Origin of the sequence: Polynucleobacter ibericus (genome assembly GCF_018687955.1) — a bacterium.
GTDB lineage: Bacteria > Pseudomonadota > Gammaproteobacteria > Burkholderiales > Burkholderiaceae > Polynucleobacter > Polynucleobacter ibericus.
Genome location: NZ_CP061309.1, coordinates 576,857 through 599,575, shown reverse-complemented (window position 1 = coordinate 599,575; position 22,719 = coordinate 576,857). Strand labels below are relative to the sequence as shown.

General features: G+C 45.3%; 27 protein-coding genes. 11 read left to right on the top strand and 16 right to left on the bottom strand.

The features are described 5' to 3' along the window. Positions 1-101 precede the first annotated feature (101 nt). The 3 genes from AOC20_RS03215 (at position 102) to AOC20_RS03205 (ending at position 3,652) form a co-directional block, all read left to right on the top strand. Positions 102-449, top strand: coding sequence for a type B 50S ribosomal protein L31 (locus tag AOC20_RS03215; protein WP_215361427.1), 348 nt, complete (start codon positions 102-104; stop codon positions 447-449). 89 nt (positions 450-538) lie between these two features. After that, on the top strand, positions 539-2,257 hold the full coding sequence (locus AOC20_RS03210) for an ArnT family glycosyltransferase (RefSeq protein ID WP_215361426.1): 1,719 nt from the start codon (positions 539-541) through the stop codon (positions 2,255-2,257). Between the two features lie 3 nt (positions 2,258-2,260). After that, on the top strand, positions 2,261-3,652 hold the full coding sequence (locus tag AOC20_RS03205; protein ID WP_215361424.1) for an MATE family efflux transporter: 1,392 nt from the start codon (positions 2,261-2,263) through the stop codon (positions 3,650-3,652). A 12-nt stretch (positions 3,653-3,664) separates the two neighbouring features. On the opposite strand, the gene AOC20_RS03200 is transcribed toward AOC20_RS03205, so the two are convergent. The 7 genes from AOC20_RS03200 to AOC20_RS03170 all read right to left on the bottom strand — a co-directional run bounded on the left by AOC20_RS03200 (position 3,665) and on the right by AOC20_RS03170 (position 9,453). Beyond that, on the bottom strand, positions 3,665-4,711 hold the full coding sequence (locus tag AOC20_RS03200; protein ID WP_215361422.1) for a hypothetical protein: 1,047 nt from the start codon (positions 4,709-4,711) through the stop codon (positions 3,665-3,667). A gap of 35 nt (positions 4,712-4,746) precedes the next feature. After that, positions 4,747-5,337 carry a penicillin-binding protein activator LpoB gene (lpoB, locus tag AOC20_RS03195; RefSeq protein ID WP_215361421.1) on the bottom strand — a complete coding sequence of 197 codons (591 nt, stop codon included), beginning with the start codon at positions 5,335-5,337 and terminating at the stop codon, positions 4,747-4,749. 48 nt (positions 5,338-5,385) lie between these two features. After that, positions 5,386-5,742 carry a YcfL family putative periplasmic lipoprotein gene (locus AOC20_RS03190; RefSeq protein ID WP_215361418.1) on the bottom strand — a complete coding sequence of 119 codons (357 nt, stop codon included), beginning with the start codon at positions 5,740-5,742 and terminating at the stop codon, positions 5,386-5,388. Between the two features lie 11 nt (positions 5,743-5,753). Next, positions 5,754-7,487 carry a hypothetical protein gene (locus tag AOC20_RS03185; RefSeq protein WP_251373145.1) on the bottom strand — a complete coding sequence of 578 codons (1,734 nt, stop codon included), beginning with the start codon at positions 7,485-7,487 and terminating at the stop codon, positions 5,754-5,756. A gap of 199 nt (positions 7,488-7,686) precedes the next feature. Then, positions 7,687-8,688, bottom strand: coding sequence for a Bug family tripartite tricarboxylate transporter substrate binding protein (locus AOC20_RS03180; RefSeq protein WP_215361417.1), 1,002 nt, complete (start codon positions 8,686-8,688; stop codon positions 7,687-7,689). A 36-nt stretch (positions 8,689-8,724) separates the two neighbouring features. Then, positions 8,725-9,288 carry a disulfide bond formation protein B gene (locus tag AOC20_RS03175; protein WP_215361416.1) on the bottom strand — a complete coding sequence of 188 codons (564 nt, stop codon included), beginning with the start codon at positions 9,286-9,288 and terminating at the stop codon, positions 8,725-8,727. A 6-nt stretch (positions 9,289-9,294) separates the two neighbouring features. Next, positions 9,295-9,453 carry a DUF5993 family protein gene (locus AOC20_RS03170; RefSeq protein WP_215361414.1) on the bottom strand — a complete coding sequence of 53 codons (159 nt, stop codon included), beginning with the start codon at positions 9,451-9,453 and terminating at the stop codon, positions 9,295-9,297. A 109-nt stretch (positions 9,454-9,562) separates the two neighbouring features. Here AOC20_RS03170 and AOC20_RS03165 point away from each other — a divergent pair, with 109 nt between their 5' ends. After that, positions 9,563-10,342: an enoyl-CoA hydratase/isomerase family protein gene (locus AOC20_RS03165; RefSeq protein ID WP_215361412.1), complete on the top strand. Its 780-nt coding sequence runs from the start codon at positions 9,563-9,565 to the stop codon at positions 10,340-10,342. 11 nt (positions 10,343-10,353) lie between these two features. Here the strand turns inward: AOC20_RS03165 and AOC20_RS03160 are convergent, their stop codons facing one another. The 7 genes from AOC20_RS03160 to AOC20_RS03130 all read right to left on the bottom strand — a co-directional run bounded on the left by AOC20_RS03160 (position 10,354) and on the right by AOC20_RS03130 (position 16,088). After that, positions 10,354-11,046, bottom strand: a complete 693-nt coding sequence (locus AOC20_RS03160; protein WP_215361411.1) for a fumarylacetoacetate hydrolase family protein — start codon at positions 11,044-11,046, stop codon at positions 10,354-10,356. 35 nt (positions 11,047-11,081) lie between these two features. After that, complete coding sequence (locus AOC20_RS03155; RefSeq protein WP_215361409.1) at positions 11,082-11,363, bottom strand: SemiSWEET transporter; 282 nt, start codon at positions 11,361-11,363, stop codon at positions 11,082-11,084. A 101-nt stretch (positions 11,364-11,464) separates the two neighbouring features. Next, positions 11,465-11,860, bottom strand: a complete 396-nt coding sequence (locus tag AOC20_RS03150; protein ID WP_215361407.1) for a c-type cytochrome — start codon at positions 11,858-11,860, stop codon at positions 11,465-11,467. 70 nt (positions 11,861-11,930) lie between these two features. After that, complete coding sequence (gene feoB, locus AOC20_RS03145) at positions 11,931-13,844, bottom strand: ferrous iron transporter B (RefSeq protein ID WP_215361405.1); 1,914 nt, start codon at positions 13,842-13,844, stop codon at positions 11,931-11,933. Beyond that, positions 13,837-14,082 (bottom strand): FeoA family protein, encoded by a 246-nt coding sequence (locus AOC20_RS03140; RefSeq protein ID WP_215361403.1) that lies wholly within the window; start codon positions 14,080-14,082, stop codon positions 13,837-13,839. Before AOC20_RS03140 ends, feoB begins: the two co-directional genes overlap by 8 nt. Positions 14,083-14,258: 176 nt before the next feature. After that, positions 14,259-15,008: a molybdate ABC transporter substrate-binding protein gene (modA, locus tag AOC20_RS03135; RefSeq protein WP_251373144.1), complete on the bottom strand. Its 750-nt coding sequence runs from the start codon at positions 15,006-15,008 to the stop codon at positions 14,259-14,261. Positions 15,009-15,065: 57 nt separating this feature from the next. Continuing rightward, a complete protein-coding gene (locus AOC20_RS03130) occupies positions 15,066-16,088 on the bottom strand; it encodes a substrate-binding domain-containing protein (RefSeq protein ID WP_215361397.1) in 1,023 nt (340 codons plus the stop codon). 78 nt (positions 16,089-16,166) lie between these two features. Here AOC20_RS03130 and AOC20_RS03125 point away from each other — a divergent pair, with 78 nt between their 5' ends. Genes AOC20_RS03125 through AOC20_RS03115 form a run of 3 tightly spaced genes read left to right on the top strand, consistent with a single transcriptional unit; the run spans position 16,167 to position 18,111 of the window. Continuing rightward, positions 16,167-16,991: an ABC transporter substrate-binding protein gene (locus tag AOC20_RS03125; RefSeq protein ID WP_215361396.1), complete on the top strand. Its 825-nt coding sequence runs from the start codon at positions 16,167-16,169 to the stop codon at positions 16,989-16,991. A gap of 5 nt (positions 16,992-16,996) precedes the next feature. Next, a complete protein-coding gene (locus AOC20_RS03120) occupies positions 16,997-17,878 on the top strand; it encodes an ABC transporter substrate-binding protein (RefSeq protein ID WP_215361394.1) in 882 nt (293 codons plus the stop codon). 8 nt (positions 17,879-17,886) lie between these two features. Next, positions 17,887-18,111, top strand: coding sequence for a TOBE domain-containing protein (locus AOC20_RS03115; protein ID WP_215348965.1), 225 nt, complete (start codon positions 17,887-17,889; stop codon positions 18,109-18,111). Between the two features lie 85 nt (positions 18,112-18,196). On the opposite strand, the gene AOC20_RS03110 is transcribed toward AOC20_RS03115, so the two are convergent. Then, positions 18,197-18,778, bottom strand: a complete 582-nt coding sequence (locus tag AOC20_RS03110) for a hypothetical protein (protein WP_251373143.1) — start codon at positions 18,776-18,778, stop codon at positions 18,197-18,199. Between the two features lie 161 nt (positions 18,779-18,939). On the opposite strand from AOC20_RS03110, the gene AOC20_RS03105 reads away from it, so the two are divergent. From AOC20_RS03105 to AOC20_RS03090, 4 genes are all read left to right on the top strand, one after another. Next, positions 18,940-19,371: a GNAT family N-acetyltransferase gene (locus tag AOC20_RS03105; protein WP_251373142.1), complete on the top strand. Its 432-nt coding sequence runs from the start codon at positions 18,940-18,942 to the stop codon at positions 19,369-19,371. A gap of 11 nt (positions 19,372-19,382) precedes the next feature. Then, positions 19,383-19,823 carry a YbgC/FadM family acyl-CoA thioesterase gene (locus AOC20_RS03100; protein ID WP_215361391.1) on the top strand — a complete coding sequence of 147 codons (441 nt, stop codon included), beginning with the start codon at positions 19,383-19,385 and terminating at the stop codon, positions 19,821-19,823. A gap of 14 nt (positions 19,824-19,837) precedes the next feature. Next, positions 19,838-20,416 carry a cysteine dioxygenase family protein gene (locus AOC20_RS03095; RefSeq protein ID WP_215361388.1) on the top strand — a complete coding sequence of 193 codons (579 nt, stop codon included), beginning with the start codon at positions 19,838-19,840 and terminating at the stop codon, positions 20,414-20,416. 143 nt (positions 20,417-20,559) lie between these two features. Beyond that, on the top strand, positions 20,560-21,837 hold the full coding sequence (locus tag AOC20_RS03090) for a DEAD/DEAH box helicase (RefSeq protein WP_215361386.1): 1,278 nt from the start codon (positions 20,560-20,562) through the stop codon (positions 21,835-21,837). Here AOC20_RS03090 and mmsB read toward each other — a convergent pair. Further along, on the bottom strand, positions 21,830-22,705 hold the full coding sequence (mmsB, locus tag AOC20_RS03085) for a 3-hydroxyisobutyrate dehydrogenase (RefSeq protein WP_215361385.1): 876 nt from the start codon (positions 22,703-22,705) through the stop codon (positions 21,830-21,832). The genes AOC20_RS03090 and mmsB overlap by 8 nt on opposite strands. Between the last annotated feature and the right edge of the window lie 14 nt (positions 22,706-22,719).

Here is a 22,719-nt window from a genome sequence, read left to right as displayed (position 1 = left end):
TCGCTTTTGCTGCACCCAAGATTTACATTAACTGTTTTTAAAACCTGGGCAAGTATTTAAGTCAATTTGACTCAAACGGCTACCCGCTCATAGGACTCAATATGAAACCTGGCATTCACCCCGAATATCGCGAAATCGTCTTTGTAGACGTTTCCAACAACTTCAGCTTCAAGACTCGCTCCACTATGTCTACTAAAGAGACAATCAAGTGGGAAGATGGCAATGAATATCCATTGGCCAAGATCGAGACTTCATCTGAATCACACCCTTTCTACACTGGTACCCAGAAAATTATGGATACCGCTGGTCGTGTTGAGAAATTCCGTCAGAAATTCGGTACTAAAGCGGTTGCTAAAGCTACCGGTGATGGCGCTGCTAAAACAGCTGAGAAAAAAGCTGCTGCTGCAGAAGCTAAAGCTGCTGAAAAGCCAGCTAAGAAGAAGGCTTAATCCACTTCTATTCGCAGGGTATGTGAAATACCTGCTCTGCGAGATAATCAAGGCAGCGTTTGCTGCCTTTTTTATTTTGAACTTTATACATGGTCAAACTTACCGCCGCCGCCACTAAATCGATTCCGCGCATTATTATTTTTGCGCTGACTTTGGTTTATGGTTTTGCTGGCCTCTTCTTTCGTGATCCTTGGAAGAATGAAGATGCGATTGGCTTTGGTGGCATGTGGACTCTTTTTCGTGGCAACTCTATTGATTGGGTTGTTCCCCATTTAGCTGGTCGTGATATCTCCTTAGGTGCACCTTTACCATATTGGATGGGCGCTACCCTCATTAAATTGTTTGGCTCTTGGATTGGCGCTGCCAATGCAGCTCGCCTATATTCAGCGATCTGCTTTTTTGCTGCAGCCCTAGCAATTTGGTATGCCACTTATTTATTAGGCCGTCGACGTGAAGTACAACCGATGGCTTTAGCCGTTGGTGGTCAACCAGACCTAAAGAGCTATGGCATGACATTGGCTGATGGTGCATTGCTGATTTTTTTAGCGTGCGTAGGCTTAGCGCAACGCGCCCATGAAACAACACCGATGATGGCGCAGCTGATGGGTATCAGTATTGTGCTGTACGGTACGGTTCGTGGCTTAGACAAACCATGGCAAGGGGGTTTATGGACCGGCCTGGGTATCGCGATCGTGGCGCTCTCCAGCAACCTGACACTTAGCTTAATCGTCGTTACCTCCACCATCATTGCGGTGATTGCTAGTAATGCAAAGTTGCGTTTTCGGTGGACGCTGACAAGTACTGTTTTGGGTTTAATTGGTTTTGCGATTTGGCCCATCGTTTGGTATTTGGCTGACCTACCAGCGCAGTGGCGACATATCGCCGAAGAAGGCTGGCGAAATATGCCAGAAATGCGCGCTACCCCCTCAATCGAATCACTTGGTTTCTTGAGCGTGAACTTTTGGGCTTACGCTTGGCCTGTTTGGCCGCTAGCCATGGTTTCGCTTGCGCACTGGGGTCGCACCAAAGAAGCAGGTGCATGGCGCGCACCGCATCTTGCTATTCCATTAAGCTTATTCATTGGCAGCTTGATCTATGTTCTATTCCGCCTAGAGGCAAATGAACATGATTTAATGATTTTGATTCCTAGCCTTTCGATCATTGCTGCATTTAGCTTGCCTGTTCTCAAGCGCAGCGTTATTAGCTTTATCGATTGGTTTGCAATGTTTAGCTTTACGCTCATTGCACTGGCTATTTGGATTATCTGGCTAGCAAAAGTGACCGGCTATCCTGAAACCACCGCGGCCAATATTGCACGCTTACTTCCTGGATTTGAGAGTCAATTTAATGTCTTAGGATTTATTGTGGCACTCGCCATCACAGGCGTCTGGCTTGCAGTAGTGCGCTGGAGAACTTCACGCGCTCCAAAAGAAATTTGGCGCTGCCTAATTATCTCTGCATCAGGCACTACTTTGATGTGGGTACTGCTCATGAGCTTATGGCTACCAACAATTAACTTTGCTAAAACCTATCGCCATGTTTCAGCGCGACTGGTTCAAGTCATCCCATCTGGCGGCGGCTGCATTAACACTAGCAATCTCGGTTTTGCACAACTAGCCTCTTTTCAATACTTCTCGAAGCTCACCTTCCGCGACGATCCAAATTGCCCGTGGATGCTAACCCATAGTCAATCAGAAGCAAAAGCTTACGCACAATTAAACAATAAAAAACTCACCCTTCTATGGGAAGACCGCCGCGCAGCTGACCGCGACGAACGCCTACGTCTTTACGAAGTCATCCCTGAATAAATCGTGTTGCACTTTAAGCTTTCGCGTCTTCGCGAGGATATCCCCTCCCTATTAAAGTTAGCTGGGCCTTTATTAATTGGCCAGCTAGCGGTGATTGCTTTTGGGGTGCTAGATACCGCTATGACAGCGCGTTATTCTGCCGATGATCTAGCAGCGCTCGCTATGGCATCAGCCATCTTCATTAGTATTTATGTTGGCTTAACGGGAGTGATATCGGCCCTCGCCCCAATTGCTGGTCAGCTGTTTGGTGCCAAACGTTTTTCAGAAATCGGTGAAGAGGTTCGTCAAGCAACTTGGCTTGCTTTGGGTCTCACGGTGCTCGGCTGCTTCATTTTGCTTAATGCAGATCATTTGCTGGCCATCTCACAGGTGAATGATCTCATCGAAGGTAAAGCAAAGTTATATCTCAATATCCTAGCAATTGGCTTGCCAGCCAGCATGGCCATGCGCGTATTAATGGCACTTCACAATGCAGTATCACGCCCTACTGTTATCACGGTGGTGCAGATCATGGGCCTAGCACTAAAGCTTCCGTTAAATCTTCTCTTCATCTATGGGGGCTTTGGTATTGAGGGGATGGGCGGGCCTGGTTGCGCAGTGGCTACCGTCATCATCAACTGGTCTTGGCTACTCATGACCTTAGGCTTTGTTTTGTTTGATCGTTTTTACAAACCATTTAAGATTTTTGCGCGCTTTAGCATGCCTGACTGGCATCGCATCTGGACCCTACTCAAACTAGGTGCACCCATTGGTTTTAGCTACTTGATTGAAGTGACCTCCTTCACTTTTATGTCCTTATTTATTGCTCGCCTTGGAACGACCGCCTTAGCAGGACATCAAATTGTGGCCAATATGGGAACTGTCATTTATATGGTGCCGCTATCCCTCTCTATTGCCACGATGACATTAGTATCCCAATCGATTGGTGCCAACAAGCCTGAACGCGCTGAAGAAATTGGTTGGTCATCAGTCTTCTTCACAACAACCCTATGCATCTCTATCGGCATCGCCGTTTGGATATTCAGAGTTCAACTGCTTGATTTATATGATCCTCCAGCAGAGGTAAAGGTCTTTTCTATTCCCCTCTTTCTGTTTATTGCGTTCTATCAAGTCTTTGATGCATTGCAGATCACTGCAGCATTTATTTTGAGGGCGTATCGCATTGCATTTTGGCCAATGGTCATTTATGCCGGATCCCTCTGGGGTGTCGGCCTCGGTGGCGGCTATCTTATGGGCTTTAATGTATTGGGCAATACGCCTGCATTCTTACAAGGTGCGAATGGCTTTTGGGCTGGTAATAGCCTGAGCTTAGGCTTGGCTGCGTGCTTCTTACTTTACCTCTTCAGAAGAACGGCGGAGCGCTATGAGAAAACACATCCGCCGGTAGAGGTTTAATACAGATCGCTATTACTTATAAACCTTCAAAGTGGAAGCATCATCATCCAAGCGTCTTTTGAGATTGCGAACTTGTCCTGCTGACCCCGGATGATTAGTAATAAAGTTTTGATCCGCCAAATGCTTGCGCACATCTTCTGCTAAATCTAAAGAGGCTAACTTCATTAGCTTTGCCATGCTTGGCTTATGGCTTGTATCCCTGCCATCAATTTGCACATCCTTGCCCTCGCCTGAAGCTACAAAGGATGCTACGACTTGAGTAGTTTTAGTGTCAACGATATTAAAGTCTACGGTTACCTCAAGTGTTACTTGTTGTGAAGTAGATTTAGTTCCGGGGATGTCAGCAACATTGTCAGTGCTAGAAATTTCAGCCAGGACGCCATAGAGCACATAGTCAGCATCACCAAAATCGCCAGCCTTAATCCGCTTCACAATATCAAAGTACTCATCACCTTGGTTAGGAGCGGCAGGTGTAGATTTAGCCTGCACCACTTTATAACCAGACTTGATTAGCAAGCCACGAATGGGATTAGCCAAATAGCGTAACTCGCCATATTCACTATTACTTTGATAGCCAGACTTTTTCATGCTCTGGGTATTGGCGCTTGAAGTACTGCTGCTCGGTGCCGCTGCATCAACCACTGGTGCAGGCGGAATAGCAGTACCTGGGCTGGTCGCTTTTGGATCAGACAGATCGGTGAACTTCACTGGAAACGCAGATGAATTTGGACCGCCAGTAAGAGCAGATGCATTTGCTTTATCGGCATCTACTTCAATCGTCTTCGGTGCAATCGTAGAGGAAATGCTGTTACCCGTCGTTGTTCTGGTTTCTTCAATAAAGGTTAAGTTCTTGCCTTCTTTTTTGAAGTAAATATCCGTTACTGCAATAGACTTAGAATCCGCTTTCAGTGCTTGTGCACTAATCACTGGATTTTTAGGTGGATCTGCTGGAACCTGACCCACAATCGCAGATTCTGCTGCTGGAGCGGGTGGCTTGGAAGCACAGCTGGCTAAAAAGACTAGGCTGAGACCTGTGCAAGCTAAAAGGGTTTTTTTCATGTGTTACTCAATTCTCTTTGATGTTGAGTGCCGTATTAGCGTGTAGCAGTCTTGCGAATCTCTTTTTCGTCAGCCCATTCGAGCAAACCCGATTCGTTATTAATTAGATTCAAATTAAAGACGTAGTACACATCTTTAACGTCTTTGGTGTTCTTCACAATAGATGCAATGGATCCCTCGATACGGTATTGAGCGCCTTGCATATTGCCTGTCTTAGCAATCGTACTATTTTTGTATAGTCCAGACTGATTCTGACGCTTAAGCTCTTCAGTTTGATTATTCATTTCGGAAACACTCACTGCAAATCGCACCTGACCACTCTTCATCAATTGTGTACGGATCTTATCGGTAATGACACGTGTATCGATATATTCAGAAGTTTTATTCTTCACATCTGCCAAAGTCACAATTGGGGCATCCTTACTTCCGGAAATTGCTTTTGATTGAAGTAGTGATCTTGTCATCGCCTCAGCAATAATCTGTAGATCCGTAGACCCATAGTTGGCATTTACCGTCTCAACCGCTTTAGCATCGCCATAACGCACCTGGGGTCCAGAACAGGCAGCAAGCGCTGCGACTGACAATGCAATTGCGGATAAGCGGATAGTTTTAGTATTCATATTCATCTTTAATAAGCCTTAATATCTTTTTAATATTGAGTGGTTGCTTGATATTTACTTGTACTGATTTAACTCAAAGCGAAAGTCAGTCGCATCTGGTGTTGGGGCTATCCCCGTAATAATAGTCGACTGCCCTTTACCTACAGTGACAGGCTTCCATGACTCTTCATCGGTTACAGTCATACCGTTTTTACCAATCCACTTGAACCGATAAGAAACCAGATTTGATTTACTGTCATTCTGGATAGTGACTTGCGCCGTCAGTACGCCGTTGCGCACCAAGCTGCGCATATCGGTAATTTGGATACTATCCGTATTACCCATGCGCACCGTCATATCCTTCATTGATGGCGTTGAGCTACACGCTAGTAGAGCAAGCGCCGTAAACAGGATTGCAAGGTAATTTTTCATCTAGGTCTTTCCTAATTAAAAAGCTGCTGAAGACTATTTAGCAGATTGGGTGGCTCGTAAGGCTTAGCCCCTCCTTCTATATTACCGCTAGCAGGATTAGCATTGGGGGTTGGATTGGGGCTGGATGCCGGGACTGATGCCGCAGGCGCAGTCTGCACTGGCGTAACGGTAGGAGAGGCTACCACTGCAGGCGCAGGAGACGTGGCTGTTGGCGCAAGCTCTTCCGGCTTGGCGTCCTGAAAGCCACCCAACAATTTCATAAAGCCAGCAAAAGCACCTTCAGCTGGCTTAGACTCTATAGTTGCAGGCAAGATACTTACGGGCTGAGCAGGAATTGGATTGGTGGCGGCTGGGACGACTGCAATGGGCGTCTTAGATGGCAGAGCGGCTGGGTCATTCGAGGTGAGCACTGTTGCCCGATTTCTGAACATGCGAATATAGACTACGTTATAGCCACCTACTAGATTGACAGTCTGAGAAGCGGTGACTCCAGAAGGTAGGGTGTACTTAAGAACGGTGGGTCCAATCGGTAAACCCATTCTGGCCATATAAGTTTGCGCCGGTAAGGTTGACCAGTGGCGCACATCAGTCACGTTAATTGACTGCAATCCATATCCTACGATCATTCCTGCAATAGCGCCAATCAAAGCTGCGCTGCCACTATTTTGATTGTTCTGATTTCTGTTGGCTGCCTGTTGGGCGGCGCGATCAGCTGTGTATTGTGCAGCCAAAGAAACTAGCGCTCTTGAGGAAGCTCTCAGTACGTATGCCGGTAGCTCATCGCGCAAGTTCTTGCGGGCCATCGCGTCGATATTGGCTACTAACTCTGGATTAGCCATCTTATCGCCCAGCTGAACCATTGTTGGTCTAAAACGTTCATTAGATTTTTCAATGACCGGGAAAGTTAAGGTGATTAACTTTGAGTTACCACCGATATTAAAAGTTTGGCTAATTTGATAAGGGATAATTTTGGGCATATACCCCGTATCAATAATGATCAAGGTATCCGCAAAGGATTTTTTACCTTGATTGGCAATATTGGAATCAAGCTTAGCAATGCTCGTTTTAAAAAAATTGGCTTGGGGCCTTAACTCAATCGCCAGTCGATAACCTGGTGCCGCCAAGCTGGCCTCCCCTTGTGACTCATGAATAAAGCCCGATAGGTAATAAGCGCCAGCGTTCTGATAGGAATTCTTCAGGCTACGTGTATCTTCATCATCCAATAAATTGATTGGGTAGCCATTGATATTCTCAACACGACTGGTAGCGCCCTGAGTGCTGGGACTGGTTTGCTGCTCACGCTCGACCTTAGATACGGCTGCGACTTTACTTTGAATGAGCTCCTCGATCACCTTCTCACGCTGCGCCATTTTTTTGGCCTCAACCATAGCATCATTCCAACGCCCTTGAGAGAGGTGATTTAACGCTAAAGTTTGACTCAAAAAACTGACTTCATAAGGCTTAGGCTCATACTCACTACTAAAGCCTTCTGATAAAACATAGGAGCTTGCCCCTGAAAAAGAGCGCCTCAGCTTGTCGCTCGTAGTAATTTCCCAGCGACTAACCAGCTGGTCTGCGGCCAGCAAGCTTTGAGTACTATTCGGAATCTGCGTAGGGCCTTGGAGTCTCTGCACCTCACCCATTTCCATATAGTAGAGAGTATTTTTATCTTTGAAGGCACTCTGAATAACAGCGGTTGTATTTTGCAGATCGCCGTTCTTGAATGACTCCTTAGACTCATTCATTTTGATTTGCTGGGTCTGCGTAGCGCAACCCACCAATAAACAAACAGCCAAAGTTATCCCGAGTTTAGAAAAGTCTAGTGCTGAAAATTTAGGCAAATTTAGGACTTGGGAATGAGGTATTAGTTGAAAATAATGTCAGGCAAATGGTTCTGATATCTATAACGCTTGAGAATAAGCTTGGGCTGACAAGAAAAGCTGTTTATTGGTCTAATTTTGCACCTGATTGCCTTACAACCCTGCCCCATTTACTGGCTTCAGAGCTAATTAGCTTAGAAAGCTCCTTAGGACTGCCCGGAGCGGGATCTAAGCCACCCGCCAAGAGACGAGCCCTTACCTCGGGGTTGCTCAAGGCTTGGTACGTCATTTCATTCAAACGTTTTTGGATATTGGGCGGCAGATTTGCCGGCGCCATCAATGAAAACCAAGATACCGCCTCAAAACCAGTCAGACCCTGCTCGGCCAAGGTGGGAATTTCAGGGGCGGCATGCGACCTCTTTAGTGTGGTGACTCCTAGGGCCTGAACCTCCCCTGCTTTAATTAAGGCTAAAGAAGAGGAAAGATTATCAAAGAGCATGGAGATGCGACCACTTAATAAGTCTGGCAATGATTGCGCGCGCCCTTTATATGGAATATGACGAATCTGTACCCCTGCCATCTCTTTAAATAATTCACCCGACATGTGCAGCGAAGTACCAACTCCTGATGAGCCAAAAGTGAGTTGGTCGGGCTTTGTCTTTGCTAACTCAATGAGTTCTTGAAGATTGCTCACACCCAGTTTTTTGTTCACGATTAAAACATTGGGCGTACTGGCCAAAAAACTAATCGGCGTGAAGTCCTTCACAGGATCAAAAGACATCTTTTCATAAAGCGAGCTGTTGATAGCATGAATGCCTACCGTTCCAATCAACAAGGTATAACCATCTGGCTCACTCTTAGCAACTAGATCAGCGCCAATATTTCCGCCATAGCCAGGACGATTCTCGACCAGCACCGGTACACCCAAATTTTGTTGCCAACTTTCTGCTAAAACACGCGCCAAAATATCCGGGGCACCACCTGGTGTGAAAGTAACAATGATGCGAATAGTATGTTTAGGCCAAGCGGTATTCTTTTGGGCTGCGCCTTGTGCTTGGGCCGAGCATCCTATGCCCCACATCACTGATGCAATCAGGAAGCTCTTGAGAACTTTAAAGACTTGCATGCTTAATCGATTCAGAGCCAGACCGAAGGGCCTGGATTAAAAGCCAAAGCGGGAACGCAGCCAAAGCCAGCCATCATATTTGACAGGATCATCGGCACAAGGGCCGATGCCGCATTCAAGCAAAGTGGAAATCAGGTTACCTAAAACTAGGAGAATAAAAATCATCACCAAGGCATTTGCAAACCAAGTGCGAGATCTAACCTCACGATTAGGCAACATTAACAGTATTGCTAATCCCATTAATAAACCTGTATAGCCGACATAAGCCCAAGTATAAAAATGCAATTCGAGAAAGGTGGTGCCAAATCCTTTATCACCCGGCAATATGTGCAAGAACACCTGACGGAGCGAAACCATCATTCCCACTAAGCCGCCAATGATGCCCCATCCATAGTGAGCGGAGTGAGCGCCACAACGAATATTTAAAACCAATGCAAAGCCAATGATCACAAATCCAATACGCTGCATTAAGCACAACGGGCAAGGCAACTCACCAAAATACAGCTGATCCACAAAAGCATAGGAAAGCATACCAATAATCGCTAGTAACGCCAGTTGATTGCCCAATGCCGCTAAGGAAGGAAAAGAATGTCTACTCATTTTCAATTACAGACTGATATTGAGATGGTCGGTTGCATGAACCCTAAACCAAACTAAAAGAATGCCAATAGTGATCGCCAAAACTATTAAGCCTGCCAGTCGCTTCTCAAACCAGACTAGAACAAGTCCGATCAAAGCTGTCAGAAATGGTAGAAACATATACATAGGGGAATTCTAGCGCAGGAGTCTGTCAATATGGTCAAAACTGCTATTACAGAGCCTAGAGCAAGGTCTTTAAGTATTGGTGGCGTTAGCTATTGTTTAGAATGCTTCCATGACAATTGACTCCAAACCGCCCTGCCTAGATTTAACTATTAACGGAAAAATTGCACGGCTTACTTTCAATAATCCAACTGCCCGCAATGCGCTCACTTGGCCAATGTATGAAGAGCTCAAAAAGATCTGTGATTCGCTAGCGGGCAACCCCGATATCCGCGTAGTCATTTTTAGAGGCGCAGGAAGCAAAGCATTTGTTTCTGGAAGTGATATACAACAGTTTGTTGATCTTCAAAAAGATGAGGCCTATGAAGTAGCTGTAGATCATATTTTCGCCTCCCTGCAACAACTACCCATGCCAACGATTGCCTTGATTGAGGGTCTGGCTGTAGGCAGCGGTCTCTTGATCGCTACTGCTTGTGACTTCCGCATTTCGACTCCGGAAGCCCGTTTTGGCATACCAGTAGCAAAGACATTAGGAAACTGCTTGTCGCCAAGCAATCTATCTTGGATAGCAGCACACCTTGGAATTCCGATGGTGAAGAAGATGTTACTCACGGCTGAACTGATTAAGGCTCCGGAATTATTGGAGTCTGGCTTCATCTATCAAACAGCGGATGCTGCAGAAATTGAATCCGTGACAAATGCGCTAGCAGAAAAATTAAGTGCTCTGGCACCCATCACGCAAAAAGCAAGCAAGCTCACTTTGGCGCGCCTGCTTCAAAGCAATCTCCCTGATTGCACAGATCTCATGCGCGAAACCTATAACAGCAAAGACTTTAGGGAGGGAGTGAACGCCTTCCTAGAAGGACGTCCACCTCAATGGGTTGGGAAGTAATTGCGCTTTATTTAGATAATTTTTGTCTTTAAGCTCGGCAACCCAGCAACACTTCCTTCAAGTACATCACCCTTTTTCACTGGGCCAACTCCTGCCGGGGTGCCAGAGAAAATGAGGTCTCCTGGCTCTAAAGTAAATAAAGTAGAGAGATAGGCGATCGTATCGGGAACATTCCAGATGAGCTGATTGAGATCTCCTTCTTGGCGAACCTCTCCGTTAACCAGCAACTTAACAGTGCCCTTGGCGGGATGACCACATTGACTTGCTGGAGTGATCTCGCCGCATGGAGCAGACTGATCAAATGCTTTACCCGTATCCCACGGGCGGCCCATTTTCTTGGCTTCGCCCTGAAGATCGCGCCTCGTCATATCCAATCCAACGCCATAACCATAAACATAGTCTAGAGCCTTATCAGGGGCAATGTTCGCACCGCCCTTACCAATCGCAACTACCATTTCAATTTCATGGTGAACATCGTTTGATAAGCCTGGATATGCCATATCTTTACCATCCGTCACAATTGAATTGGCGGGCTTCATGAAAAAGAATGGTGGTTCGCGATCAGGATCATGTCCCATCTCACGCGCATGATCAGCATAGTTACGTCCCACGCAGTAAATGCGATTGACAGCAAAGCGACGGGTATCACCTGTCACGGGCAACGAAATAACTACTGGTGGATCGATCACAAATGCTGAAGACATAAAAACCTTTCTAAGAATTTTGATGAATACGTATTCTATTTCCGCTGTCTAGAAGTATGACGCAATTTCAAAAATAGGATGCTGATCGCCAAGGCAAAGGTCAAAGCATTTGCCAATATGAGAGGCCACTTTTCAATAATGAGGCCATAAACTAGCCACAGGCCCACTCCTATCGTAAAGAAGGAATACATCCCCAAGGAAATTCCGGAAAGATCCCTGGTACGCCAAGACTGGATTGCCTGCGGTAAAAAGGCAATCGTGGTTAAGAATGCGGCGCAATAACCAATAATCTCAATATAGTGAGGCTCAAGTGTCATCAGAGGCACCGGGGAAAGTAATTTAGAGTATTAATCGTTCAGCAAATGAATATAGAGACGTAGACCGAACCCGCGAACATATTTAAGCGTTGGTATGCTTATTACTGCTTTTTCGTACCCGCTTTTCGCACTTCGATTTCTTTATTGATGGCAGCAATCGTTTTAGCATCTGGCGATTTCCAATTGCCTCCTGAGTTATTCACCATATAGACCAAGGCATCTGCAAATCCCTCAATACTTAAATTGGGATTACCACCTTTAGGCGGCATTGCTCTAACGCCGTAGTAAGCGTGAGCCGTTAAGATGACTTGACCCTCTGCAATCAAAGGCGCCCACTTCGCTTTATCGCCAAACTTAGGCGCATTCAGGACTCCTGCTCCATGGCAGCTAGCACAAACTTGTTTATAGGTATTCTCGCCAGATTGAGCTAGAGCTAAATTTGAAGCAGAAATACCAAATAGGCAGAATAGTGAGAAAAAAAACGATTTGGAACGCATTTGAGCACCCTCTTCAAAAATGAATGCTTATGAGATTATCTGAATTTGCGAAACCTTGCTTTGATCCTAATCAAGCCAAGCCAAGGGAGCTAGCAATCTGATAGGTAATTAATGCAGCGATATAGGCCAATGCAAAAAGGTAGCTCAGCATAATGATTGGGATCTTCCAACCCCCAGTCTCACGCTTAACGGCCGCAATGGTAGATAAACACTGAGGTGCAAACACAAACCAAGCCAACAAAGAAAGTGCGGTAGCCAAAGACCAGCCACTAGAGATTAACGGAATTAATGCATCACTTGCATCTACATTAGAGCTTGAGAGCGCATAGACCGTTGCCAAAGAACTCACCACCACCTCACGCGCAGCCATACCTGGTACTAAGGCAATACTAATTTGCCAATTAAATCCAATGGGTGAGAAAACATAAGCTAAGGCCTGCCCAATCATTCCGGCAAAGCTATATTGAATAGGCGAACCTGTTGCACCCTCTGGTGGAAATGGAAAGCTAGATAAGATCCACAAGCCAATAGTCATCAGTAAAATAATTCCGCCAACCCGACGCAAAAATATTTCTGCACGCTGCCAAAGACTGATAGCCAAATTACCCAAACGTGGCAAGTGATAACTAGGCAGCTCCATCATGAGGGCATTCATCTTGAATTGCTCACTGGTAAAGCGCTTCAGAATCCAGGCAACTGCCATCGCACCTAAAATTCCAGCAAGATACAGTGTGAATAAGACTAATCCCTGTAAATCAATCCCAGCCCATAACTTTTGCTCTGGAATAAATGCCGAAATTAGTAAGGCATAAACCGGGAGACGTGCCGAACAGGTCATCATGGGTGCAATCAGAATCGTCACCATGCGATCACGTGCATTAGAGATGCTCCTGGTAGCCATGATTCCTGGGATTGCACAAGCAAAACTGGAAAGTAGTGGAATAAAAGATCTACCAGAGAGCCCCACTGATCCCATTACCCGATCCAGTAAATAAGCAGCTCTGGGAAGATAGCCAGACTCTTCAAGAAGCAAAATAAAGAAAAATAGAATCAAAATTTGCGGCAAGAAAATCACCACACCACCTAAGCCTGCCAAAATTCCGTTGATCAACAAACTACGCAGCCAACCATTTGGTAATACCTCGACAATCTGTGCCCCCAAAAACTCAACGCCCGCTTTAATCAGATCCATGGGCACAGTAGCCCAGCTGAAGACTGCTTGAAAGATACAAAAAAGTAAGACCACCAAAATCATGGGGCCGAAAACGGGGTGTAGCAATACGGCATCTAGGCGATCACTCAGTCGATCAGGAATAATGCGATCTAGCTTCAGATTTTGCAGAATTCTTTGGACTTGAATGTTATCGGTTTCGGTGTGGGCAATATGAGAAGCGATATTCTCAACATTGGCATCGCTTGTCCCTGTCCGCAAGCCATCTAAATTACGCCAATCCAAATTCGATAAAAAATGCTTGAGCTCATCGGCACCATTCGACTGAATACCAATGCTAGTGAGAACTGGTAATCCCAATTCATTAGAAAGGGCAACAGTATCAATTTGTAAACCCTGGCGCTTGGCGATATCCAGCATGTTGAGTACCACGACACAAGGCAGCCCTAATCGTTTTGCAGCCAATACCAAACGCAAATTTCGGCGTAAGTTCATTGCACTTAATACGCAGATGACTAAGTCGGGACGCTTTTCACCCTCAGCCCTTCCGAGCAATACATTGCACGTTACCTTTTCATCGAGCGATCTTGGATAAAGACTATAGGCACCAGGCAAATCGAGAACACGAATATTTTTACCGGACTCGAGGGCTAGACGCCCTTCTTTGCGCTCAACAGTCACTCCAGAATAGTTTGCAACCTTCTGCTTGCTACCGGTGAGTAAATTAAATAAAGCTGTTTTGCCGCAATTGGGATTGCCCAATAAGGCAACGAGTGGTTCACTCGAATAAAAATGGACTTTTGATTCAGGCATGCGATGTCGCTTCAACAGAAATCATGCGCGCCTCTGACTGTCTTAAAGCAAAAGTCGAGGCGCCTATGCGAACCATATAAGGCCCCTTACCCAAGAGACCTTTGCGCAATACCGTCACTTGTTCGCCAGGCAAAAACCCAATATCTTCCAGCTGACCCTTAATTTGAGGTGCGCCCTTTGGGGCATTCACTTCACTAACGCGATAAAGACTGCCTAAGTCAACCTGGTCTAAATTCATGAAATTTGTTTTTTGGCTTGTATGAAGGCTATTATAGCGATGAATGAGAATGAATCTCATTCATCAAAAGAGTGATTGAATCTGAGATGATGAACTAGTCAAACCCTTGAGGGCTTGATCCAAAACAAAAAAAGGGTGAATTAATACATGCCCTAATACGTGAAGCTCTCAAGTAGCTAAGGTGTTGCGTACCCGTACTTCTGCAAGATAGCTTTGGCCTGAGCACTCTGTATAAAACGATATAAATCCACCACCTCTTGGGGCGCACCCTTCAATAGCACCATTCGTTGTTTGATAGGCTCATAGAGCCTTGGATTGACCAGCATGAAATTAGTTTCTTTGGCTACCTCTAGTGACTTAGCGAGCGATACGGCAGTAAACCCAATATCAGCAGCACCGCTCACTACATAGGTTGTAGCTAGCCCGATGTTATCAGCGTATACCAATTTTGCTCTAGTGAGATCCCAAAGACCTTCTGCTTTTAAATACTCTACTGCGGCTCTACCGTAAGGTGCTAGCTCAGGCTTTGCAATCGCAATCTTATTAGCCTTGTTGATTGCTTTCGTAATGTCCGCCTTGTTATCAAGTAATTGGATTCCTGATGAGGTTTTAGCAATCATTGCTAACTTACCAATTGCGTAAACAGCACCCTCATCCACTGTTTTGCCATTCTTATAAAGCTCAAGTGGAAAATGCTCGTCAGCAGCAATAAATAAGTTAAATGGCGCACCATTCATTATTTGCGCAGTAAAGTTTCCAGATGATCCATAGACTATCTTCATCTCAGATTTACTGGGCGGTTGAAATGCCCTTACGATCTCTGCAAATGCATCCTTCATATTGGCGGCAACTGCAATAGTGGGCGCTTGTGCAAATGCGCTACCTAAATAGAGGAAAGAGATTGCAAACAAGGTAAGGAGTCGCATGATCATATGCAATCCATTCTAGTGGATTGATTCCCTATAGCTGACAGCAATGTAAGGCTACAGCCAATCCTGTATTTGCCTATTTAAGCTAACCGCCTTATATCCCGGGGTCTCTCCAGAAGCACTCCGTATCTTCCGGATCAACTTTGAGGATTCCGATTGAGCAGCCATTTCTTTATTCATGGCAATGAAGAATATTTCATCTTTGAGTGGCACAAAGCCTAGGCCATTTTCTAAAGCGATATTCTTTACGCCCAAGCCTACGTCTGCCTTTCCGGCCAAAATAGCATTAGCAACAGCAGAGTGAGTAAATTCTTCCGCCAGATAGCCATTGATCTCCGAGGGATCAACGCCCTCTTCCATAATCAGGGTATCAAGCAACAACCTAGTACCAGAGCCAATCTGTCGATTAATAAAGCGTACCTTTTTACCAGTCAAATCCTCTATGGAGCGAATGTGCAGAGGATTTCCCTTCTTCACAATGAATCCCTGGGTTCGCTTCATTACTGGATATATCTCGATACCATTTTTGGATAAGCGCTGATAAATTGCTTTTGAGCTCTTCTGATCAGAGACGTGATATCCAGCAATATGCGCTTCATTATTGAGCAGCCTCTCTAAGGACTCTCCTGAGCCCGCAATTTTTAAATCAATACCCTTCACTTCTGCAGCAGCTTTTTGAATTAACGAATCACTGCTTGAGAAAAATTTCCACCGAAGGCTTTCCAATCTTTGTATTTTCTTGATTTCCTTTAAGAGGATGTCGTGGTAATGCGCATCATGCTTTAAATATCCCGCTTGCATACCCTCGATAAAATCAACGAAAAAGATCCCAAATTCAGTGAGTTCGGATCCATGGCCTTTGGTTCGAATCATGAGCGGCATACCTAAGGCATCCTCGACTTGGTTTACTTTGCCCCAAGCCCCCCGATATGAGGTGCCCGACTTTTTACTGGCTACCACCAAAGAGCTGCCTCGCCCGATATCTTTTAGCAACTGAGAGAGCCAAATGAGGTCTACCGAGCTTTTTCCGTCGGACTGGGTTTTAACAATGAGAGTTGGGCGCACTTCAATTTGCATATGTAATCTTTTGCATATTCAATAAGTATCAATATATGCGATGATAAGGTTTTAATCAACCATCATTTGAGTACAACCATGAAAAAAGTGATTCGCAAGCTATTTCTAGCTACCTTATTAGCACTATCAATTCCATTTGCGCAGGTTTATGCGCAAGAGAAAAGTATTGTGTTGTCATCCACCACCTCCACCGAGCAATCCGGCCTCTTTAACTACATGCTGCCTATTTTTAAGATGAAGACCGGTATTGAAGTCAAAGTTGTTGCGGTAGGAACTGGCCAAGCACTGGATATTGGTCGTCGCGGTGACGCAGATGTCGTGTTTGTCCACGATAAACCCGCTGAAGAAAAGTTTGTAGAAGAAGGATTTGCTACTAAACGTATCGAAGTGATGTACAACGACTTTGTTTTGATTGGCCCAAAATCTGATCCAGCAAAAGTCGGTGGCGGCAAAGATATTCAAGTAGCTCTGCAAAAGATTTCTGCAGCACAAGCTCCATTTGTTTCTCGGGCAGATAAAAGTGGTACCCACGCTGCTGAAATGCGCTACTGGAAAGGCGCAGGCATCAACCCTGCTACTGGCCAATCTTGGTACAAAGAGACGGGCTCAGGCATGGGACCTGCTCTGAATACTGCTTCTGCTATGAATGGCTACATCTTGGCCGATCGTGGCACCTGGTTAAGCTTTAAGAATCGTGGCGACCTGGTAATCCTGGTGCAAGGCGATCCAAAGCTATTTAACCAGTATGGCGTGATGTTGGTTAACCCAGCTAAATTCCCTCATATTAAGAAAGTACAAGGCCAAGAATTTATTGATTGGCTCGTTTCCAAAAATGGTCAAGATGTGATTGCAAGCTACAAGATTGATGGCGAGCAGCTCTTCTTCCCGAATGCTAAGAAATAATCAATATGAAAAAGCAGAAGCCCCTAACATCACTAAAGACACTCTTTATTGGTATTGCCTTTAGCATAGGACTACAAACCGCCATGGCCCAAAACAATGCTGTAAAACCAGAAGCCATTTACGGACAAGGCAATCAAAGCTTTACATTGGCTACTGGTAGTCCTGGTGAGCTAGGGCTTCTTCAAGCTCTTGGCGAAGCCTTTGATAAAAAAGAAGGTGCTCGCTTAATCTGGATCAAAGCCGGTAGTGGCGCATCCCTCAATCTTTTGAAAACTGCTCAAGTCGATATGATCATGGTGCATGCACCTGATGCAGTTAATAAAGCTATAGCGGATGGGTGGGCTACTAACCGGACGCTCATTGGTTCTAACGAGTTTTATATCGTTGGGCCAAAGAACGACCCTGCGCAAATTAAATTGGCTAGTAGTGGTGCCGATGCTTATTCTAAGATTGCCAAGGTAAAGGCAAATTTTATTTCTAGAGGGGATAAATCCGGCACCCACGTTAAAGAAATGGACATCTGGAAAAAGACAGGCATTGCACCAGAGGGCAGTTGGTACATCGTTACTAACGACTTTATGACGGCATCACTTAAAAAAGCGAATGCAGAGAATGCTTACTTTATGACTGATAGCAGCACCTGGGTCGCCGAAAAGGATGTAGCGCCAAATTTGCAGATCCTTTATAGAGGTGACAAGTACTTGGTAAATACTTATGATGCCCTAGCTGCACCTGCTGGCACTACTAACAATCGCGATATAGCAGTGAAGTTCATCCAATTTGTAGCTTCAGATGAGGGTCAGTCGATCATCCGGAACTATGGCAAATCAAAGTATAAAGAGCCCTTATATAATGATGCTGCATACGCAAAGCAATACGTTCATTAGGAGAAATCATGGAACTCAAAGTCAAACTTAGCGCCCGTAACACCCTTAACGGAAAAGTAGTAGAACTGAAGATGGGTCAAACTACATCCCATGTGAAATTGGATATTGGTGGTGGCCATATCGTGACTGCATCAATTACTAACGAGGCGGTTGATGAACTGAACCTGAAGGTTGGCGATCAAGCCTGGGCAGTGATTAAGGCTTCTGACGTCATGATTGCCAAGAGTGCTTAATTAAGAATTTAGATTTAAGTTGCAATAAAAAAGCCCGCTACTGCGGGCTTTTTTACAACTAGAGTACTGCTTAGTAATTGAATACTTATTTCTTTGGTGTTACGAAACCAATAGCTGTGTCGTCAACAAACTCAATCATCACATCATCGCCAGCTTTGAATTTCTCTAATCCAAGAACTGCTTGATCCACTTTAACTTTTTGCTTCTCGCCATTAGGCATTGTGAAAGTAACGATACGTGTCTTTTGATCAATTGTTGAAATCTTGACAGTTGCATATACAGTATCTGTTGTTTCTTCAAATGGCTTTGCAGAACCTTTGCCTGCGATTACCACTGAGCGTACACCAGATACGCCTGGTTTAGCATCTTTACCAGCAGCAGTTAAACCAACTGCAACCGCTTGAGCATGCTCGACCAAGAATACGTCGCCCTTTTTAACTTTATCTAAATCATTAATTGATTTAGAAACATTCATCTGGGCCAAATTACCGTTAGCATCTTTCAATACAACGATACGCTTTTTAGCATCTACTGAATCAACGGTTGCGCTCAAAACCACAACGTCAGCCGCTAAAGGCAACATCTTTGCAGGAAGTTGTGCAAAAACAGAACTCGCAAAGCTAACGCCAACTACAGCAAACAAACCAGCCAATAAAGATTTCTTCAAGATAACTCCTAAATGAGTAAAAGGTTTTGGACGGGCTCTATAAAGAGCCACAATTCATTGTAACCACGGAATGAGGCACTTTTTGTACGGTACCGAACTATCTTTAAACCCCCTTTCTTTGGTAAATTGAGCCATTTACAGCCAATTGAGACCCAACCATCTTGGAAATACTCATAAAACCGTGGAAAGAGGCTAAGACCAGCGCCTTTTTGGTGCGTCATGAGGTATTTATTCAGGAGCAAGGAGTTCCGGCAGAGCTAGAGTTAGATGAATACGACTCCGTGGCGGCTCATGCCCTAGCCTATTTTGATGAACGTTGTATTGGAACGGGCAGGCTAGTAGATTTGGATCGTGGAGAGGTTCAAATTGGACGCATGGCTGTATTAGCCCCATTCAGAAATCAGGGTGTAGGTAAGCTAATCTTAGAAAGCTTGATTTGTCTTGCTAAATCACAAGGGACAGAGTCGATTGTGCTGCACTCTCAAGTTGAGGCCATTCCTTTTTATGAAAAATCAGGCTTTACAGCACAAGGCCCTACTTATAAAGAGGCTGGCATCCCGCATCGTAATATGATTCTCATATTGCCAAAATAGACTTTTCAACAATGACTACTCACTTCAATCCAGACCCTTCAGCTTTCACCTACATTCATCGCGTATGTTATTCCGATACAGATGCTGCTGGCTTTGTCTATCACGGACGTTATCTGGAGATTTTTGAACGTAGTCGTGCAGAGTGGCTCTCTCAGCGTGGCTTAAGCCCCACCAAGCTCATCAATGAAATGAATATTGTGATGCCCGTTCGTGAGCTCACTATGAACTTCTATAAACCCGGTCGCCTCGATGACATTCTCTATATTGATCAAGTGATTGAACATCGTGGCCGCACTCAAGTCTCAGTTAAACAAACTGCACAGAGAAAACTTCCGGAGAGCGAGGAGTTGCAAGTCATTGCCAGCGCTGTTCTGCATATCGTCTGTGTCGATACCAATACACTAAAGCCGAAAGCTTGGCCTGATGGCTTATTTCTTGCTGAGTCACATTAGCAATGGAGCGCACTATGCCTGATGGAAAATTACTGACCTTCGTCAAAGCACTCAGCCTGCTGCTGGAGAAACAGCCCAGCGAAGAGATTATTTTTACTGATGGTAAAAAATTACTAGAAAAACTGATTGCAGTAGATGATTGGTTGCCTGAAGAATTTACTAAACCCCATCCACAGTATTACCAACAATACTTACTGTATGCCGATCCCTTAGATCAATTTTCTATTGTGAGTTTTGTATGGGGTCCGGGTCAAAGAACACCACTGCACAATCATACGGTTTGGGGAATGATCGGTCAGTTGCGTGGCGAGGAAACCGGCACACCCTACTATCGACAAACAGATGGTAGCTTCAAACCTGGAGAGGCATGTATTAGTCAACCCGGACATGTTGATACCGTTTCCCCGGATACTCATGACATTCACGTTGTCGAAAATAGCCTGAGTGATCAGACTTCGATCAGCATTCATGTGTATGGCGGCAATATTGGACGCATTCATCGCTCAGTATTTGATCCCATCACCGGCTCTGAAAAATCCTTTGTCTCTGGTTATGCCAATACCGTTGTCCCTAACCTCTGGAATCCTGTTTAATCCCTTAATTCTTTAGCTTTTGGGGTTGATGACTTAAAATAGAGACTCTTACTGCAAACGCGCTTGCGTGGCAGCTCACCCCATTGACCGGGATAGTCGATTTTTAAATACGTTGAATACGGGTCAATACTTTATTGGTCCCTATGTTATTTACAGATCTCGGTTTATCAGAACCTATTCTTCGCGCTATTGCAGAAGAAGGCTATGCCAGCCCCACCCCCATTCAAGCAAAGTCTATTCCTGCCGTTCTCAAAGGCGGCGATCTCTTAGCTGCCGCACAAACAGGCACGGGTAAAACCGCAGGATTTACTCTGCCGATTTTGCAACGTCTCACCTCTGCAAAGGCAAGCTCAGGCAAGCGTCTACTGCGTGTATTAATCCTTACACCAACACGAGAACTCGCTGCTCAAGTACAAGAGTCCGTTGTAACTTATGGAAAGTACACAGGTCTGAAGTCCACTGTTATCTTCGGCGGTGTTGGCGCGAACCCGCAAATTAAAGCGATTGCTGGCGGATTAGATATTCTGGTTGCAACCCCTGGACGCTTATTGGATTTGATGTCGCAAAATTGCGTTTCCCTCAAGGACATTGAAATTCTGGTTCTCGATGAAGCAGATCGCATGCTAGATATGGGTTTCTTACGTGATATTAAAAAGATCCTGGCTGTGCTTCCAAAGCAACGCCAGAACCTTCTCTTCTCAGCAACCTTCTCTACCGAGATCAAAGCGCTGGCTGATGGCTTATTGAATGCGCCGGAACTGATTGAAGTAGCAAGAAGTAATAGTACTAACGAGGCGATCGCCCAACTCATTCACCCGGTAGATAGGACTAAGAAGCATCCGCTATTAGCCCACCTCATTAAAAGTAATGACTGGAAGCAAGTTCTAGTTTTTACCCGTACCAAGCATGGTGCCAATAAATTAGTTACCCAGCTAGAGAAAGATGGCATCACAAGTATGGCCATCCACGGCAACAAGAGTCAATCTGCCCGTACCAAAGCACTTGCCGACTTTAAGGCTGGCAAGTTAACCGCCTTAGTTGCCACTGATATCGCTGCACGTGGCATTGATATTGATCAACTGCCCCATGTGGTGAACTACGATCTTCCAAACGTCTCTGAAGACTACGTGCATCGCATTGGTCGTACCGGTCGCGCAGGCTCAAATGGTGTCGCTGTATCCCTGGTCTGCGTTGATGAACACCAGATGCTGAGAGATATTGAAAAGCTCATTAAGCAAAAACTACCTCAAGAGGTCATTGCTGGTTTTGAACCAGATCCTAACGCCGTGGCTCAACCGATTCAATTACGCAGTCAACAACACCAACAATCCAGAAAACCAAGACCAGCTGGTTCAAGCGGTGCTCCAGCCAAAAAAGCTCCAGCTAAGAGAAGTAGCCCGCCCAAGCGAAGCTTTACTTGAGATTAAATACGCTTGAGAAATCTAACTGGCCATTACCTGCTTTGCTATGAGTCTCATAGAGTTCTTGTGCAAGCTTTCCTAGTGGAACGTTAGCATTTAGGTTTTCTGCGTTCTCAACTGCTAACCCCAAGTCTTTCAGCATCAGATCTACACCAAAGCCACCAGCATATCCTTTTGATGATGGCACATTGTCCATGATCCCCGGACAAGGGTTATATAGCTCCAGGGCCCAATTACGCCCCGAACTCTTAGACATGATGTCAGAGAGAACTTTGGGATCTAAGCCATTGGCTATCCCTAAGCGTAGCGCCTCACTCGTTCCTAGCATCTGAATACCCAGCAGCATGTTATTGCAGACTTTAACCGTCTGACCCGCCCCATTCGCTCCCGCATGAAAGATGTTCTTACCCATTTTTTCTAGTATTGGCCGAGCACACTCCACTGCCTCAGCGTCTCCGCCAACCATAAAGGTCAATGTGCCTGCTTGTGCTCCTGCCGTGCCACCGGATACCGGCGCATCAATCATGGCAAAGCCTTTGGCTTTAGCAGCGCTAGCAACTGCTTGGGCCACCTTAGGGGAAATTGTTGAGCAATCGATGAGGAGCGTCTTGGGATTCGCATTTGCTAGCAGGCCAGTATCGCCAAGATATAAACCCTCTACATGACGCGAGGCGGGCAACATACTAATTATTACATCAGCATCTTTTGCTGTTGCGTTTGCATTATCTGCGACAGTACCGCCTGCAGCAGCAAAGACTTCCAGCTGACTCTTTACCAAATCAAAGCCAATAACGAGATGTCCCGCTTTTAATAAATTGAGGGCCATTGGGAGACCCATATTACCCAAGCCAATAAATCCGATTTTCATATTTCTCCTTACTT